The sequence below is a fragment of the Chromatiales bacterium genome (genome assembly GCA_014323925.1).
GTDB lineage: Bacteria > Pseudomonadota > Gammaproteobacteria > Poriferisulfidales > Oxydemutatoraceae > SP5GCR1.
The window spans coordinates 1-18,856 of the sequence record JACONC010000004.1 but is presented as its reverse complement, the minus strand read 5'-3'; the positions used below and the strand labels follow the sequence as shown (position 1 = coordinate 18,856).

10 protein-coding genes are annotated in these 18,856 nt (G+C 43.0%); 3 read left to right on the top strand and 7 right to left on the bottom strand.

All coding sequences use genetic code 11. From position 1 onward, the window contains the following. Window positions 1-8: 8 nt before the first annotated feature. The 7 genes from miaB to GDA45_02660 are packed head-to-tail and all read right to left on the bottom strand — an operon-like array spanning window position 9 to window position 8,171. Window positions 9-1,334 carry a tRNA (N6-isopentenyl adenosine(37)-C2)-methylthiotransferase MiaB gene (gene miaB, locus GDA45_02690; GenBank protein ID MBC6413830.1) on the bottom strand — a complete coding sequence of 442 codons (1,326 nt, stop codon included), beginning with the start codon at window positions 1,332-1,334 and terminating at the stop codon, window positions 9-11. After that, entirely contained in the window at window positions 1,327-3,204 is a 1,878-nt protein-coding gene (locus tag GDA45_02685; protein MBC6413829.1) for a polysaccharide biosynthesis protein, read from the bottom strand. Before GDA45_02685 ends, miaB begins: the two co-directional genes overlap by 8 nt. Further along, complete coding sequence (locus GDA45_02680; GenBank protein MBC6413828.1) at window positions 3,201-4,289, bottom strand: glycosyltransferase family 4 protein; 1,089 nt, start codon at window positions 4,287-4,289, stop codon at window positions 3,201-3,203. The genes GDA45_02685 and GDA45_02680 overlap by 4 nt, the downstream gene beginning before the upstream one ends. Before the next feature lie 22 nt (window positions 4,290-4,311). Further along, a complete protein-coding gene (gene galE, locus GDA45_02675; GenBank protein MBC6413827.1) occupies window positions 4,312-5,301 on the bottom strand; it encodes a UDP-glucose 4-epimerase GalE in 990 nt (329 codons plus the stop codon). A gap of 3 nt (window positions 5,302-5,304) precedes the next feature. Beyond that, on the bottom strand, window positions 5,305-6,414 hold the full coding sequence (locus GDA45_02670; GenBank protein MBC6413826.1) for a glycosyltransferase: 1,110 nt from the start codon (window positions 6,412-6,414) through the stop codon (window positions 5,305-5,307). A 27-nt stretch (window positions 6,415-6,441) separates the two neighbouring features. Next, complete coding sequence (gene ssb / locus GDA45_02665; GenBank protein ID MBC6413825.1) at window positions 6,442-6,921, bottom strand: single-stranded DNA-binding protein; 480 nt, start codon at window positions 6,919-6,921, stop codon at window positions 6,442-6,444. A gap of 44 nt (window positions 6,922-6,965) precedes the next feature. Further along, entirely contained in the window at window positions 6,966-8,171 is a 1,206-nt protein-coding gene (locus GDA45_02660; GenBank protein ID MBC6413824.1) for an MFS transporter, read from the bottom strand. 51 nt (window positions 8,172-8,222) lie between these two features. On the opposite strand from GDA45_02660, the gene uvrA reads away from it, so the two are divergent. The 3 genes from uvrA to GDA45_02645 all read left to right on the top strand — a co-directional run. Then, complete coding sequence (gene uvrA, locus GDA45_02655) at window positions 8,223-11,051, top strand: excinuclease ABC subunit UvrA (protein MBC6413823.1); 2,829 nt, start codon at window positions 8,223-8,225, stop codon at window positions 11,049-11,051. Window positions 11,052-11,300: 249 nt separating this feature from the next. Beyond that, window positions 11,301-14,726 (top strand): cadherin-like beta sandwich domain-containing protein, encoded by a 3,426-nt coding sequence (locus GDA45_02650; protein MBC6413822.1) that lies wholly within the window; start codon window positions 11,301-11,303, stop codon window positions 14,724-14,726. Window positions 14,727-14,948: 222 nt separating this feature from the next. Beyond that, on the top strand, window positions 14,949-18,856 hold a 3,908-nt coding region (locus GDA45_02645), incomplete at its 3' end, for a cadherin-like beta sandwich domain-containing protein (GenBank protein ID MBC6413821.1).

Sequence of the window (18,856 nt, the reverse complement as noted above, 5' to 3'; positions counted from 1 at the left end):
AATGCTTTTTATTCTATCAATATCCCACGCAGTGTGTTGGTCATCGCACGAGTTATTTTCACTCGGTGGATTCCACCTATCAGTTTGCTGTCTCCGTCAAAGTTTACCACGCGATTATTTTCAGTACGACCGCATAATTGCGTGTTGCTCTTTTTAGAATGTCCGTTCACTAGAATGTCTTGCTCACTCCCTACCATCGCCAGCGATAGCTCGGTTGCCATTTCGTCAATACGCGTTTGCAATCTTTTAAGACGAGCTTTTTTAATTTCGGTAGGTACCGGATCATCTAGCAATGCGGCAGGTGTGCCGGCGCGTGCGCTATATAAAAAACTGTACGATTGGTCATAGCCTACATATTCTATCAATTCCATAGTTTTTTCAAAATCTCCTTTATCCTCTCCCGGAAAACCAACGATAAAATCAGAAGATATAGAGATATTAGGGCAAGCTACTTTAAGTTTACGAATGATACTTTTGTATTCTAAAACGGTATAACCGCGTTTCATCGCTGCGAGTATACGGTCGGAACCACTTTGCACCGGTAGATGACAATGCGGCATCAGCTGGGGAATGTCGGCGTGAGCTTGTATCAATGCATCGTTGAATTCTATAGGATGCGATGTCGTATAGCGTATGCGTTGTATATTATCAAGTGCTGCAACATAGTAAAGTAGCAGCGCAAAATTAACCGAATGATCGTCATCTTCCCAGTAATACCCGTTAACATTTTGCCCCAGTAGCGTAACTTCCTTGACCCCTTGTTTAGTCAATAACTTTATCTCATCCAATATATCATTGAGTGGACGGCTGATTTCTTTGCCACGAGTATAAGGCACTACGCAAAAACTACAGTACTTATCGCAACCTTCCATAATTGAGACGAAAGCACTCGCTCCATTGGTATGCGGAGCCACCAATTTATCAAACTTCTCAATTTCTGGAAAGCTGATATCCACTACTGGTTGTTTGCTATGCTTGGCTTGTTCTATCATATCGGCTAAGCGATGTATAGTTTGTGGACCGAATACAATATCAACTTGCGGGGCGCGACCGACTAACTGCCCTCCTTCTTGGCTAGCGACACATCCACCAACACCAATGAGTGTATTAGGCTTTGCTTCTTTGATTGCTCGCCACCGGCCTAATTCGGAAAAGACTTTCTCTTGTGCTTTTTCCCGTACCGAGCAAGTGTTGAGTAATAAAATATCAGCTTCTTCGCTGCTATCGACTTTACAGAATTCGTCTGTCTCATTCAATAAATCATGGATTTTAGCAGAATCGTATTCGTTCATCTGACACCCATGGGTCTTGATATATACCTTTTGCTTAGCCATTGCCGACACCATTATGACTGGGTTCATACGATGATACAACCTCTTTTAATCGACTGATTGTCATCGCCGCATCTCTTCGCTCTATTTGTGTCGCTAAGCTCAGTAGCTGTGCGGATAATTGCTGCCAATCCTCTATCGCTTCTTCAGTTTGCATGATTTTAGGATGTGTCGTTGAATGAATATCGCTACTACCACTATGCAACTTTTCCTTTAGCTTTTCTCCTGGTCGTAAGCCTGTATATGCGATTTTAATATCACCTTTGCCGTTTTGCTTAACTTCTAATCCACTGAGATGAATCATTTTTTTAGCAATCTCTAGTATATTAATAGGTTCTCCCATATCAAGTAAAAATATCTCTCCTTTACTGCCCATTGCGCCAGCTTGAATGATTAATTGTGCCGCTTCTTCTACGGTCATAAAGTATCGTTCGGCATCCGCGTCAGTCACATAAATAGTTTCGCGTTTATTAATGTGTTCTTGGAATAATGGTATAACCGAACCTGAGGTACCCATTACATTACCAAACCGAACCACGCATAGACGTGTTGCATCATTGTCTGCAGCAAGAGATTGTATCACCATTTCCGCCAGCCGTTTACTCGCCCCCATCACACTGGTCGGTTGCACTGCTTTATCAGTAGAAATCAATACGAAACAACCGACTTTATGCTTTAGCGCTGCTTCGGCAACTATTTGCGTACCGAATACATTATTAGATATACCGCTGATTATATTTTCTTCGACCATAGGCACATGCTTGTAAGCAGCAACATGATAGATGATATCTATGCGGTTTTGGCTAAAAAAATGATTGATAAAGTGACGGTTGGTAACTGATTCTAAAATTGGCACGAACTTCGCTTTAGAGAATGTTTCTAACTTTTGCAAACGATTGACTAATCTAAATAATGCATATTCCGATTGTTCGATGACGAATAATTTTTGCGGTTGCAGATTTATAATTTGCTCGCATAACTGACTGCCTATAGAACCTCCAGCACCAGTGACCAAGATATTATTACCAGTGATGTCCCGCTCTAAAAGCATTTTATTGGGTGCCACTTGCCGGCGTTTTAGTAGATCCTCTATTTGCACGACTTTGGTATCTTTCATGCTAAATCTATCACCGATCGTAGCTGGCAACAACCTCACTTTGACTGGATACAAACTCAGTTTATTGAGTATTGCCACACTAGCCTCATCACTAAGCCCGTCGGTCTGCAATACTACAAAAATATCCTTAATGTGATATTTGGCTAGTTGTTTTTCTAATCCGGACAGTGGATATACCCTTAAACCAACCATTTCTTGTGTTTGTTGTTCTGGCGCTTCGTCAATAAAAAATATTGGATTGTAATCAGAGCCTATACTTTTCCATAGCGTAGCCAATTGTATGCCGGTTTTATTCGCACCGTATATAGCAATCGGTATTTGCCGCTTGCGCACTCGTGACTCTCGTAGCAAAAGCGCGTGCATAGCCAAGCGACTACTGAGTACCAAGCCCAACAAAACAAGACCGAAAATTGCGATGATAGACCTTGGCAAACCCGGCACTTTTAATAAGAAATAATTACTAATCCATATTAAAGCGGATACTGCACCGACTGCAAAGATAATGCGTATCACTGCATCTAGACTCACATGCCTGATAACCATTCTATATAAGCCGGCTAGATAGAATATCAATAATGTTAGCAACGGCGTTAATACAAATAGCGGAAACCACTTGTCATCTATCCTAACCCATTCTTCTAAGCGCATTAAAAATGCAAGTTCTAGGGAGAATAGACTCAGCACGACATCTAAGCTGCCTAATATAAACTTTTTAGAAATTCTGGATAATTCCAGTAATTGACTTAACAGCTTCATAGCGGTGGTCGAGCTTCAGACTTTTGTATAGGCAATAGGCGCGGTACTAATATCATTAATACCAGTATAGGCGTCAGTGAAATCAATGCAAATAGCATGCCATGCTCAGAATGTAGCTTTGCCATATAAGCCCACGGTGCCAACCACAAAAAATTAATAGCCACGACTATCAAAGAGACGACTTTATGTGCATAAGCCCTCGCCATCTCGGATGTCAATGTGCTATGCGCTTGGATGTACAATACAAGACGCTGGTAAGCATGCTGACGGTGGGCTTGGTAAAACTTCTCTCTATTCAATATCCGTCTGATAATTGTAACTGTAGCATCCATAAAAAATACACCCATTAGAATCAGCCAGACCCAAACATTTGAGATCTGCTCAATCGAGGTCTGTATGGCGAACAGCGCCAGCGTGAAACCCAAAAAGCTACTACCCACATCACCCATAAATAGCTTAGCCGGCGGCCAATTCCATATCAAAAAACCAGCTGTAGAAAAAGCAATTATTAATAAAGCCTCCTGATGATAGTATGCCGATGCTGAAACCGGCGGTAATAATACTAGCAATAATGCAGCTATCAGTGCAACACTAATCGTCTCAAGCGATGCAATGGCATCTATACCGTCCATAAAATTAAATAAATTAAGCACCCACAGTATTGCCAATACTTCTAATAAAAATAACAGCGGCGACGGCTGTAGTGAAAATCCCATAAACGAGATCGACGGCATGCCGATGCTCAAAACAGAAAATATGACGATGCATAGTGTTGCACTAAAACGCACAATCGGATGTAAGCTATACAGATCGTCGGCAAAACCAATCAGTGCAATCCCTATCCCTCCGTATACTAAAGCTGAAGAGAAATTAGCACTGAATTGATCTTCTAAGTCGCTGATAAATAGGATTAAAAGAAAAGTGATGACAATGGCGATACCGCCTCCGCGAGGACGCGGTAACAGATGCAAACTCCGATCATTTGGGATATCAATAACATTCGTTGCCATTAATATGCGATAGGAAATGTAAGTGAGTAGCAAAGTGGTGATAAAAGCCAATGCATAAATGATATAAATATTCATTGTGATAATATTATCTATAATCTTATTTGGGGGAGTGAGCGGTTTGCTGTAGTTTTCTCTCCCAATTCAGTGCGCTTTCAATAATAATATCTATATTGTCATAGTGCGGTTGCCAATTGAGTATCTTCTTTATTTTATTGTTATCTGCGACTAATACCGGCGGATCCCCTGCTCGGCGTGCGCTGTTTATAATCTTAAAATCATTACAGCTAATACGCTTTACAGCATTCAAAATCTCCTTGACGCTATAACCATGCCCGTAACCGCAATTGAAGATTGTCGATTCCCCGCCTTGCAATAAATAATTCTGCGCTGCTATATGCGCATCGGCAATATCTAATACATGTATGTAATCTCGCACGCAAGTGCCGTCTTCGGTATCGTAGTCAGTGCCGTATAGATTCATTTGTCCATCTCGTTGCGTTGCTGTCAAGCAAGCGATTTTAACTAAATGAGTATTTTGCAGATTATTTTCACCTATGCGAGACTGCAGATCGGCTCCGGCAACATTGAAATATCGTAAAATAACATAGCGAAATCCTGCTTGTGATGAAATATCCATCACCAGCCGCTCGCACATCAATTTAGAATGACCGTAAGCATTCACTGGCGCAAGCGGTGTGTTTTCATCTATCAGTTTGCTATCGGGAGTGCCGTATACAGCAGCAGTAGACGATAAAATGAAATACTTTATTTTGTAATGACTACAAAGTTGCAGCAATTTAAGTGTTGCTGCCGTATTATTCATATAGTATTGATACGGATTGTGCATCGATTCCAGTACACTGACTGATGCCGCAAAATGCATGACCACATCAAAACGATACTGCTTAAATAAATTTTCCATCTGTGCATCAGCGATATTCTGCTGATAGAGCTCTGCACCTATAACTGCTTCTTTGTAGCTGTTAGATAAATCATCACATACGACCACGCAATGCGCTTGTTCAGACAGTTGTAGTACGACATGACTACCGACATAACCGGCTCCACCAGTAATCAAGATATTCATCGGTTATAACGAACCATAAAGTTGTTTTAATTTATTACACATTTTTTCACGGGTGAACATATCTTCAAAACGCAGTCGACCTCGCTGTTCCATCCTCTTGCGTAACGCGGGCTGATGTTGTAAAACATTGATCGCTTGCGCGAGCGCTTTTGCATCTCCTGCTTTGACACTAATGCCGCTGATTTGGTCAGCGTTTACCCAATCTACACCGGAGCCAGGTATGACCGTTGAAACTATCGCCTTGGCGTATTTCATCGCTTCTAGCTGCACGATGCCGAACGCTTCCGATTTGGCAACCGAACTGAGGCAAAACAAATCGCATGCCCGGTAATAATGCACTAAATTACGATGGTCTATATAGCCGAGTAATTTGACCTTATCTTGTAGTTTAAGTTTTATAATTAACTGCTCCAATCTACGCCTATCTTTGCCGTCTCCTCCTATCAATATAACGACTTTATCATCAGTATGCTGTGCTGCTTTGATAAGATATTCAAAACCTTTGTAGTATATCAACCGCCCGATTGCCAAGACGATAAAGTGATCGGGATACGCAGATCGGATTGCTTGCACTCGTTGCTGGTCAGCCGCTGAGAAATTATCATCTATCCCTACAGGAATAATGTGTACTTTATCATACCAATCGCGCAAAGAACGAGTTCTCTTATAAGCTGGGGTCGTGGTGACGATAGCGTCCGCTCGCTTCAACAACCAACGCACCAGTGGGGTAATTAAAACCCGCCCTATCTTTTGACGAACTATATCGCAATGCCAGTGAACGACCAACTTCGCCTTCGGTCTGACTGCAAATAATGTCACAGCAGACATAGGATCTGGATGATGTACATGAATCACATCGTAATTGGCGGCGATGCGCTTGAGGTGCCATGGCAACAGCGGCGCCAACCAAGTCGAGCGGATACATCCTATGCTTGCGCTCCTATAAATCGTGCCGGTCGAAGTTCTCTGTGTCGAGGATCGTAGTGCGTTGCTATACGATAACACATCGCATCTTACATCAATAGCGTTTAAGCCCTCGTAGATATTGCGTATGACCTGCTCAACACCACCGATAGGTAAAGGATAAAACCTACCTACCTGTAGAACTTTCATTACTGAATATAGGTAACTCTGTTGTCCTTAAAAAGGTATCTCGTCGTTGAACTTGGCATGTTCAGAAGCGTGTGCATCGCCGGTATCTTCTACTGTCGATTTATCCGCAGCCTTCGCCGGTTGACTGTTGCGCAAATTTTTATCGCTATCGTATTCTGCAGTACTGCTACGCGAGCCTAATATCTGCATGTCAGAGACTATAATCTCCGTCGTCATTCGCTCTTCCCCACCCTGCGTTTGCCATTTTCTACTCTGTATTCTGCCTTCCACATAAATCTGTGAACCTTTGTGCAGATACTCTTGGACGATTTCCGCTAGGCGACCGAAGAATACGAGCCGGTGCCACTCGGTTCGCTCGTGGCGCTCGCCGCTTTCTTTATCTTTCCAGCTATCGTTGGTAGCGAGTGTCAGGTTGCAAACCGAAGAGCCGCTAGGGGTATATCTAATTTCTGGATCCTGTCCCAAGTTGCCTATTAAAATTGCTTTATTAATTCCTCTTGACATAATTATTTCTCCTCTATTAAAAATAAACTAAAACCTTAATTTTTATTTCATACTCGTCTCAAAACAACCTTTTTCATGCTGAATGCGCTAAAAAACCAGATGAGTAGCAGTAATAAGCCCGGAACTATTATACTCACCTCTCCCCACTCAAGTAAAAATCCACCGCTGCTCGCGCCGGCAAATATCCCTAAAAATTGAGCAGTAGAGAACATACCCAGACAACTGCCGCGGTGCTCGGCATCGCATCTACGGCTGACTAAAGCGGGCAAATTGGCCTCTAGATAATTAAACGCAGTAAAAAATAATAATGCAGATATTATCAATGTAATGCTACCATCGCTAGCATACCAACTTGCGTAGCTGAGCGTCAGTAACAAAATCGCGGCGATAAAAATTTCTTTTACGCGCTGCTTTTTCTCTCCCCACACAAGCATCGGCCATATTAATACCACTGAGACTATCAATATAAAAAGATAAAACATCCAATGATCAGCACTCGCTAAATGCAATCGCTTGACTATCAGCGCAGGTAAAATCAGAAAATTTGTTGCCATTGCCGCATGCAATGCGAATACGCCTAGATAAAGGCGTAGCAATTCTCTATCATTGAGCGCAGCCTTGATGCAGTTGCGCTGCCATTGTGTTGATATCGATATTTTCCGATTTTCGGGAATCTTAGGAACACCGTATAAAACGATAGATATCGCCAATACGCCCAGCATTGCAGACAACCAGAATATACCCGACAGAGCTATTTGTGCATGCAACACAGGTGCTAATACCAGGGCTGATGCAAAAGCCAATACGATACCACCACCGATAATCATGTTAATTCTCGAAAGTTGTTCTTGGCGGCTTAAATCAGCAGCCAGTGCCATCAAGGTAGAAGCAACCGCACCAGCACCTTGCAGTGCGCGCCCGAGTATAACACCGTAGATGGTCTCTGCCAGTGCTGCGATTACACTGCCTATACAAAATAATATAAATCCCGCTATAATAACCGTCTTACGACCTATGCGATCGGACAATAAGCCCATAGGAATTTGCAGACACGCTTGGGTCAAACCGTAAATCCCCAGAGCAATTCCTGTCAAGGTAGAAGTAGCAAATTTAAACTCGTGACTGTGTAATGCAAAGACTGGCAGAATTAGGAATAGACCGAACATGCGAATCGCATAAACTCCTCCTAAACTCAGCGCAGTGTGCCGCTCAATGCTATTCATAGGTACCGTGTGATGTTCTTTATTGTTCAACGATTATTTGATGCTTGCATATTATAACGGCAATTTGACCGCAATGAATCAATGAAAAATATAATACATATCAAAGGCGCTCGCACGCATAACCTAAAAAACATAGATCTGAAAATACCTAGGAATAAACTCGTTGTCATCACTGGCCTTTCTGGCTCTGGAAAATCCTCGTTGGCTTTTGATACTATTTTTGCAGAAGGTCAAAGACGCTATGTCGAATCGCTATCTGCTTATGCCAGACAATTCTTAACACGCATGGAAAAACCTGATGTCGATCAAATAGAGGGTTTATCACCAGCGATTTCTATTGATCAAAAAAGCACATCGCATAACCCGCGTTCTACGGTGGGCACGGTAACCGAAATACACGATTACTTGCGATTGCTCTATGCGCGCGTCGGTACACCGTATTGCCCTAAGCACAATATCCCGCTGAATAGCGAAACCGTGAGTCAAATGGTCGATCGTGTCATGGCTATGCCAGAGAATACTGCGCTACTGATTTTAGCGCCGGTGATACGCGCGCGCAAAGGCGTCTACGATAAATTATTCAAGGAGCTAAAGTTACAAGGTTTCCTGCGGGTGCGCATCAACGGCAAGCTCTACGAAATAGACCAACAGCCCAAATTAGCGCTGCATAAAAAACATACCATAGAAGTCGTAGTAGACCGACTGAAAGTCAAAGAAAACGCACAACAACGTATTGCCGAGTCATTGGAAATCGCACTCAATATGGCAAATGATTTAGCTATTGCCCTCCCGCTAGAACACCCTGAGCAACAGTTACTTTTTTCCGCTAGTTTTTCATGCCCGCATTGCGGTTATACATTGAGTGAACTGCAACCACGCTTATTCTCGTTCAATAATCCGATCGGTGCGTGTTCTGAATGCGATGGCTTAGGTGTTATTGAATACTTTGACGAAGAAAAAATAGTCAACCCGAATATTAGTTTATTGGGTGGTGCAATACGCGGCTGGGATCGACGCAATGACTACTATATCGAGACGATAAAATCATTAGCCAAGCATTACGGTTTTGATGTTGAGCAGAAATTTGGCACTATCAAACACGCAGTGAGACAAGCGATACTCTACGGCGATGCTAAACAAATAATTGAATTTCGCTACCGCGATCATACTGGTAAATATATCAGTCGCCGCCATCCTTTCAAGGGCATTATCAGCGGCATGGCGGAGCGATATAACCAGACCGACTCGGAATTTATCAAAGAAAAACTAAGAGGATTACTTTCATTGCAAAATTGCCCGCAGTGCGACGGCGAAAGACTCAATGAGTCGGCGCGTCATGTTTATATTGCGAAGACTCGCCTGCCCGAAGTCTCAGCTATGACCATATCCGATGTGCTTGAGTTTTTCAAACAATTAAAACTGGATGCAAAGCAAGCCGAGATAGCTGACAAAATCCTCATCGAGATACGCCACCGCTTAAAATTCCTCGTCAATGTTGGACTCGACTATTTATCGCTCAGTCGTAGTGCTGAAACCCTATCGGGTGGAGAAGCACAGCGTATCAGGTTAGCCAGTCAAGTCGGCTCACAATTAGTCGGAGTCATGTATATTCTGGATGAACCATCGATCGGTCTGCATCAACGCGACAACAAGCGACTGCTGAATACCCTCACCGAACTGCGCGATCTAGGCAACAGTGTGCTGGTTGTTGAACACGATAAAGATGCCATGCTATCAGCTGATTACATACTCGATTTGGGTCCCGGTGCTGGTGAACACGGTGGCACTGTAGTTGCCTGCGGTACGCCTAAGCAAATCATCAATCATTCAAAATCACTCACCGGTTGCTATCTTTCAGGTGAACGCACTATCGCCGTTCCCAAGCGCACACCTATGCAAGCCAAGCGTATATTAAAAATCAACAAAGCTTCTGGTAATAACCTCAAAAACATCAATGTGAAAATACCTTTGGGCTTGTTAACCTGCATCACTGGTGTATCGGGTTCGGGTAAATCTACGCTCATCAACGAAACCTTGTACAAACATGTTGCCAATACCCTACATCGTAGCAATATGCATCCGGCGCCGTGCAGAGAAATCATTGGTTTAGAGCAGATAGATAAAATTATCAATATCGATCAGAGCCCTATCGGGCGCACGCCGCGCTCCAACCCGGCAACCTATACTGGTTTATTTACGCCGGTGCGAGAACTATTTTCAAATACTCCAGAAGCACGTAGCCGCGGCTATCTGCCTGGGCGTTTTAGTTTTAATGTCAAAGGTGGGCGATGTGAGGCCTGCCAAGGCGACGGTGTGGTTAAAGTAGAAATGCATTTTTTGCCTGATGTCTATGTGCGTTGCGATGTATGCAGAGGATTGCGATATAACCGAGAAACCCTAGACATCCACTACAAAGAAAAAAACATCAGTCAAGTGTTGGACATGACCGTAGAGGATGCAATTGTTTTCTTTCATGCAATTCCAGCGATACGCAACAAACTACAAACCCTAATTGATGTAGGTTTGTCTTACATCCGGCTTGGGCAGAACTCGACCACTTTGTCAGGCGGAGAAGCACAGCGTATTAAACTATCGCGTGAACTTGCCAAGAGAAGTACAGGAAAAACCTTATATTTATTAGATGAACCAACTACCGGATTACACTTCTACGACATAGAGCAACTGCTAAAAGTACTCTATCGCTTGCGCGACGAAGGCAATACCATTATTGTCATAGAGCATAATTTGGATGTCATTAAAACCGCTGATTGGGTGATAGATCTAGGACCTGAAGGCGGTGCCAAAGGCGGACAGATTATTGCCTGCGGCACCCCCGAAGCCGTCGCGCAAAATCTCAATTCGTGGACTGGGCGCTATTTGAAACCTTATTTAAGCCCATCGGATAGTTGAATACTAGAAAACCGAACTCTCTAGTTTAAGGGAGCGGTTTGTAATCCTTCATAACTCTGTTATCATACCTAACGATACAAGCGCATAAATCAGCCCGCAGTCGGGCGACCTGTGAATGTCATACTTGACTGGGAAATCAACAAGAACACCATTCTTGTGTGTTTGTATCAATCGCCTGGCACCTTTTGAGCGGCTAGGTTTATAATGAATAAATAAAGTAACCCTCTATTTTTTATTCAGCAGCAATTCATGATTAGAAAATTATCGGCAGCGATAGCTATTTTTCTTATATTCAGTGCTTCAGAGGCTTATATGCCTGCACAACCCAGTGCTACTTTTGAACCTAAAACTATACAAAATGCCCGCGAGATGATGTATCTCTATCCAGACGATGCATCCATCGTTTTACCTGAACTCAGCTATCAGGAGCAGCTAGAAATCTTCGATTTAATCACACAAAAAGATCGCACTTACCTGACTATACAACGAGATATTTCGGTCAATAACTCAAACTGGAAATTGCTAGGCACTAAAGAGAACTTTAATATCTGGCATCTACATATCAAATCTCCCGCTGCGGTCGGCATGCAGGTATTATTCTCTGAAGCCACTCTAACATCTCAGTTCAAAGTCAAAGTCTATTCTGGTCAAAACGCGGTAACCAGCCATATTGGTGAATATCCCGATATCCGTAGTCAAAATAAAGAAGAATTTTGGTCGACCAGCGTCCCAGGAAATACCATCGTTATTGAAGTATGGGTGGCGCAGGATAGTAGCTTACAACCTAGCACTTTCCCGTTTATCATTAAAAAAATCAATCATTATTTTAGAAAAAGGAGCGACGATTTACCTGCACTCAGAGACTTTTCATTAGAAAGCCAAGCTCAGCAACCTAGCTGTTCAGTTCAGAATAATGAATGCATCCCCGACGATATAGGAGCATATCGTGCTATTAGCTTTATAGAATATACAGAACCCAATGGACGGACATTTTCATGTACAGGTAGTTTTCTAAATAGTTCGGGTAGTTCCGAACTCTATCTATTAACCGCGTTCCATTGCATTTATCCCGGTAGTTCACAGGAAATGCGCAAAGGTAGCATTATCAATGCACAAGTCATAACCAGTCAATCCGTTTGTGCAACTGATGATGACAAACTCGTAGGAAATGATGTTAGATTCATCGCCGGAAATGACAGAGGTGATTGGGCATTGCTTTGGGTTAACAGCAACTCTGTGCAACGCGCTGATGGTCGTCGTCTACCGTCTCGAACAAATAGTCCTGTCTTGTTGGGCTACAACTCTGATAGCTTGAGCGTCGGTTCTACTCTAGAGACACTACATCACGGAAACTCTAACCGTCAAAACTATGCACAAGCTGAAGTGACCGGACGCCGATATGCAGTCAATAGTATCACATCTAACTCTGAAGGTAATGTTCTTTTTCTGAATTGTCGTAGTGATGTATGTACGCATTACAGCATAAATGCTCTTCGCGGTGGCTTAGCGGAAGGTGCATCAGGTGCTTCCTTTTGGGGACCTAGATACTTGGTACGCGGTGTGCTTAGTACTGCTAGTGAAAATGCATGCGAAGGTTCTATTTCTCGCTTTGATAAAATTTATGAAGACGGCCGCGTTCAATGTGCATTAACAGATGGAAATCTCTATTATCCTGACAATACTTCTAGTTGTGATGACTCAAGTCGGCCGCTTTACGATACGCCAAGATTAGCTAGAATATCTCCAAGATTAGCTCAACTTTCTCTGTCGGCAGGAGATTTATATCCGAATTTTAATAGCGCAATAACTGCTTATGTTGCAACCGTTGACGGGGACACAACCCAACTTGAGCTTAATTTACGAGCTGCTGCTGATCGCCAAAAAATTACTGTCAACGGTAGAGCAGTGGCGGCGAATGCTATGATTCGCTTATCTTCAGAAGCAGTTCAAATGATTACAATAACGGTGCGTACTGCGGACGATAGCGAAAAGCATACTTATACCATAAAAATCATACGACTATCTGAACAAAGTTTTGAACCCGTAGGTACTTGGCAAATTATTGCATATGAGCATGTAGATATACAATGCTTAGGGTTGACCGCTGACGATCTTTTTGGCCCTGTAGGTAGCGAATATGATATTGTGCAGACATCATCTGGGCGATTCAATTTAATTAATAACAGTGATTCCTCTATTATTTATAACGAAACTCGTCGACAACCACCCAATCGCTATACATTTCGCTACACAGATTCATCTACCGAATTCGGATTCACAGAAACCGATACTATAACAGTCATTTTAAATTCCGATGAACAAGCCACAGTAGTCGGTTTCGGAAACGCTCGCGCCACAGATCTTCCTGATTTCACCTGTAATACATCTTATATCATTCAAGTGCAGAGGCCTCGCTCCAGCATTGCTTTAAAAGATCTATCCTTGTCGACAGAACAACCCACACCATCCTTACAACTCACACCATCCTTTGATAGCACAATAAAACAATATACAGCGACTGTTGATAGCGATATAGGAACCTTTATAGTCACACCGGTAGCCAACCATGACGGACAGGAGATTATCATTAATGGTACAGCCGCATCCAGTGGTAGTGGTGCGAGAGTACCACTCAATGTAGGCGATAATACTATCAACATAGTCGTCACATCAGCCGATGGCAGAGCCACTGCAAGCTATACGATAACGGTCACCCGACAAATGCCGTACTTAACTGCTCTGACTCTATCTACTGGGCAAGTTAATCCGAATTTTAATAGCCGAACAATGCAATACACCGCAATCGTAGATAGCGATGTAGCACAAATTAGGTTAAATCCGACCTCTAACGGCAATCGCAATACCATTGCTATTACTGCGAATGATAATCCAATCACCAACAATACCGTCCCATTGAATGTTGGTAATAATATCATCACCCTCTCAGTAGCCACACCAGATGGTCAAGCTATTACAAGCTATACGATAACAGTGACCCGCCAAAAACCCTGTTTAACCGCCTTGTCGCTATCAGTAGGAACTATCATGCCTCATTTTGCTGGGCAACAATGTCAAGATGCTACACTAAATTACCGGGCAACTGTGGGTAATGGTGTGAGAGAAGTGAATGTAATGATCACTGCGGATAGCGATTTGCATACCATTACTATTAATGAACAGAACACTAACACTGCGGTTAGACTCGAGGTGGGAGATAATCCAACTACCATCACAGTAGCAACTGCAGACGACACTGGTATGCAAAACTACCGTTTAACAATCAGGCGCCTAAGCACTGCTACCTTAAGCGATCTCATCGTTGCCGCACAGACCCCAACCACTACCCAACAATTAACCCTAAAACCAGACTTTAACCCTACAAACTTAAACTATTTTATCAGTGTAGATCACACGCTAAACAACATTCTTGTAACACCGACCGCCGATGCCGGACGCACAATTGCCGTTCGCTATACACCGCAAAGCGGTTCTAGCATCAATAATCAACCTATCGCCAGTGGTGAAGCTCTCCCAATCACGCTGACAGATAGTATCAACACAATTTATATAGATGTCGTAGATAGAGATCCCAGTGCAATGGAACAATATATACTCAAGGTGAATTTCGGTATCTTAGTGCGCACCCGAGTATTCCTTGAAGGTCCACTGAGATAAGAACATTAAAAAGAAAGATTTTCCGCTGTATCACCGACACCAGAAAAAACTAATGCGTAAGTCAGTCTGAAGTCGGGCACCTGTGAATATAATACCTAGCTGAGAGATAAAAAAGGAACATCATCCCTGTGTGTTTGTATCAATCGCCTGGCATCTTTTGAGCGGCTAGACTTATAATGAATAGAGAGAAAGTAACCCCCTATATTTATTCAGCAGCAACTCATGATTAGAAAATTATCAGTAGCGATAGCTATTTTTCTTATATTCAGTGCTGCAGAGGCTTATATGCCGGCGCAACCCAGTGCTACTTTTGAACCTAAAACGATACAAAGTGCTCGCGAGATGATGTATCTCTACCCAGACGATGCAACCATCGTCCTACCCGAACTCAGCTATCAGGAGCAGCTAGAAATCGTCGATTTAATCGCACAAAAAGATCGTACTTACCTGACTATACAACGAGATATTTCGGTCAATCACTCAAACTGGAAATTGTTGGGCACTAAAGAGAACTTTAATATCTGGCATCTGCATATCAAATCTCCTGCTGCGGTCGGCATGCAGGTATTATTCTCTGAAGCCACCCTAACATCTCAGTTGAAAGTTAAAGTCTATTCTGGTCAAAACGCGGTAACCAGCCATATCGGTGAATATCCCGATATCCGTAGTCAGAATAAGGAAGAATTTTGGTCGACCAGCGTTCCAGGGAATGCCATCGTTATTGAAGTATGGGCGGCTGAGGATAGTAGCTTACAACCCAATACTTTCCCGTTTATCATTAAAAAAATCAATCATTATTTTAGAAAAGGCAACGACGATTTCCCTGCACTCAGAGGCTTTTCATCAGAAAGTCAAGCTCAGCAACCTAGCTGTCCAGTTCGCAATGATGAATGCATCGCCGACGATATAGGGGCATACCGTGCTATTAGCCAGATAATATATACAGCACCCAGTGGGGACGCATTTTCATGTACAGGTGGTTTTCTAAATAGTTCGGGTAATTCCGGATACTATCTATTAACTGCGTTACATTGCGTTCATCCCGGTAGTTCACAGGAAATGCGCAAAGGCAGCGTTATCAATGCACAAGTCAGAACTAGTCAATCCGTTTGTGCAACCGCTGATGACAAACTCGTCGGCAATGATGTTAGATTCATCGCCGGAAATGGCAGAGGTGATTGGGCATTGCTTTGGGTTAACAGAAACTCTATTCAACGCGCCGACGGCCGTCCATCGTCTCAGACAAATAGTCCTTTCTTGTTGGGCTACAACCCTGATAGCTTGAGCGTCGGTTCTACTCTAGAGACACTACATCACGGAAACTCTAACCGTCAAAACTATGCACAAGCTGAAGTGACTGGGTTTCGATATGCACTAGATATTATAACCTCTGCCCGTGGAGGTATTGTTCGCCTTGAGAATTGTCGTGGTTATGGATGTACCCATTACAGCATAAAGGCTCTTCGCGGTGGCATAGCAGGAGGTGCATCAGGTGCTTCTTTTTGGGGACCTAGATACTTTGTACGCGGCGTACTCTCTAGCAACCTAAATTTAAGTTCATGCGAAGGTGCTATTTCTCGCTTTGATAAAATTTATGAAGATGGGCGCGTTCAATGTGCATTGACAGATGGGAGTAGCTATTATCCTAATGATACTTCTACTTGTGATGACTCAAGACGGCCATTTTACGACAATACACCTCCAAGGTTGGCTAAACTTTCTCTGTCAGTAGGAGAGCTATATCCAAGTTTCAATAGCACAATAACTGCTTATGTTGCAACCGTTGCCAGTGACACAACACAACTTGAGGTTAATTTACAAACTATTAATGATCGCCAAAAAATCACTGTCAACGGTAGATCAGTGACGACGAATGTTGCGATTCACTTAACTGCAGAGACCGTTCAAACGGCTACAGTAACAGTGAGCACTGGAGATAATGGCAGAACGGAAACTTATACTATAAAAATCATACGGCTATCCGAACAAAGTTTTGAACCTGTAGGTAGCTGGCACGCTAGATATGAGAATGTATATGTACAATGCTTAGGGCTCAATATTGATGATATCAAATTTATAGATAGCGAATACGATATGGTGCGGACACCATCTGGGCGATTCAGTTTAATGGATAACGATGATCAGACCATTATTTATCAGGAAGCTAGCCCACAGAGCTCACAGCCACCCAACCACTATACACTTCGCTACATGGACTCATTTACTCAAATGATAGATGGAGAGCTAATCAGAATCGCTGCAACCGATACTATCACAGTCATTTTAAGTTCCGATGAACAAGCCACAATAGTCGGTGTCGGAAATGTTCGCTTCAGAGATTTCTCCAATATTCCTGATGTTCCTTGTGACATATCTTATATTATTCAAGCGCAGAGAACATCTCCCTCCAGTGTTGTTTTACAAAATCTATCCATATCGCCAGGACCACTCACCCCATCCTTTGATAGCACAGTCAAACAATATACAGCAACCGTTGATAGCGATACAGACATCCTTAATGTCACACCGATGCCCAACTATAGCGGACAGAGGATTACCATCAACGGTACAGCTGTATCCGGTGGTGGCGGTGCTGGAGTGCCGCTCAATGTAGGTGATAATACTATCAACATAGTCGTTACATCAGCTGATGGCAAAGCCACTGCAAGCTATACGATAATAGTAACCCGCCGGCAACCGCCATACTTAACCGCTCTGACCTTATCAACTGGGCAGCCTGGTCCCAACTTAAAGCTTGACCCCAGCTTCAGTAGCCAAACAATGCAATACACGACAATCGTGGATAGCGATGTAGCACAAATTAGGCTAACTCCGATCTCTAACGCCAGTGGCAATCGCATTACTACGACTGCTAACGGTAACCCAATCACCAATAATACCGTCCCATTGAATGTCGGTAATAACACTATCATCATCTCAGTAGCAACACCAGATGGCAGAGCCACTGCACGCTATAGGCTAACAGTCACCCGACAAATGCCGTATTTGACCGCTCTGACTCTATCCAGCGGACAACTTAATCCAAGCTTTAGTAGCCAAACAATGCAATACACCACAGTCGTGAATAGCGATATAACACAGATCGAGTTAAATCCGACCTCTAACGGCAATGGTAATATCATTGCTATTACTGCGAATGATAACCCGATCATCAATAATACCGTCCCATTGAATATTAGTAGTAATACCATCATCATCTCAGTAACCACACCAGATGACAGAGCCACTGCACGCTATACGCTAACAGTGACTCGACGACAACTGCCATATTTAACCGCTCTGACCCTATCGACTGGGCAACCTGGTCCCAATTTAAAACTTGACCCAAGCTTCAGTAGCCAAACAATGCAATACAACACAATCGTAGATAGCGATGTAACACAAATTAGATTAAATCTGACCTCTAACGCCAGTGGCAATCGCATTACTATGACTACTAACGGTAACCCAATCATCAATAATATCGCCCCATTGAATGTCGGTAATAACACTATTATTATCTCAGTAGCAACACCAGATGGCAGAGATACTGCACGCTATACGATCATAGTCACCCGGCAAATGCCGTACTTGACCGCTCTGACTCTATCTACTGGGCAACCTGGTCCCAATTTAAAACTTGACCCCAGCTTCAGTAGCCAAACAATGCAATACACCACAACCGTGGGTAGCGATGTAACACAAATCGAGTTAAATCCGACCTCTAACGGCAATGGTAATATCATTGCCATTACTGCGAATGATAACCCAATCATCAATAATATCGTCCCATTGAATGTTAGTAGTAATACCATTATCATCTCAGTAACCACACCAGATGGCAGAGCCACTGCACGCTATACGATAATAGTCACCCGACAAATGCCGTACTTAACTGCTCTGACTCTATCTACTGGGCAACCTGGTCCCAATTTAAAACTTGACCCCAGCTTCAATAGCCAAACAATGCAATACACCACAATCGTGGATAGCGATGTAGCACAAATCGAGTTAAATCCGACCTCTAACGACAATGGTAATATCATTGCCATTACTGCGAATGATGACCCAATCACCAACAATACCGTCCCATTGAATGTTAGTAGTAATACCATCATCATCTCAGTAGA

Excerpts from the sequence above, each read along its gene's own strand:
- GDA45_02680 (MBC6413828.1), bottom strand. The coding sequence starts at position 4,289 with ATGAATATTTATATCATTTATGCATTGGCTTTTATCACCACTTTGCTA.
- uvrA (MBC6413823.1), top strand. The coding sequence starts at position 8,223 with ATGAAAAATATAATACATATCAAAGGCGCTCGCACGCATAACCTAAAA.
- GDA45_02650 (MBC6413822.1), top strand. The coding sequence starts at position 11,301 with ATGATTAGAAAATTATCGGCAGCGATAGCTATTTTTCTTATATTCAGT.
- GDA45_02685 (MBC6413829.1), bottom strand. The coding sequence starts at position 3,204 with ATGAAGCTGTTAAGTCAATTACTGGAATTATCCAGAATTTCTAAAAAG.
- GDA45_02670 (MBC6413826.1), bottom strand. The coding sequence starts at position 6,414 with ATGAAAGTTCTACAGGTAGGTAGGTTTTATCCTTTACCTATCGGTGGT.
- galE (MBC6413827.1), bottom strand. The coding sequence starts at position 5,301 with ATGAATATCTTGATTACTGGTGGAGCCGGTTATGTCGGTAGTCATGTC.
- miaB (MBC6413830.1), bottom strand. The coding sequence starts at position 1,334 with ATGGCTAAGCAAAAGGTATATATCAAGACCCATGGGTGTCAGATGAAC.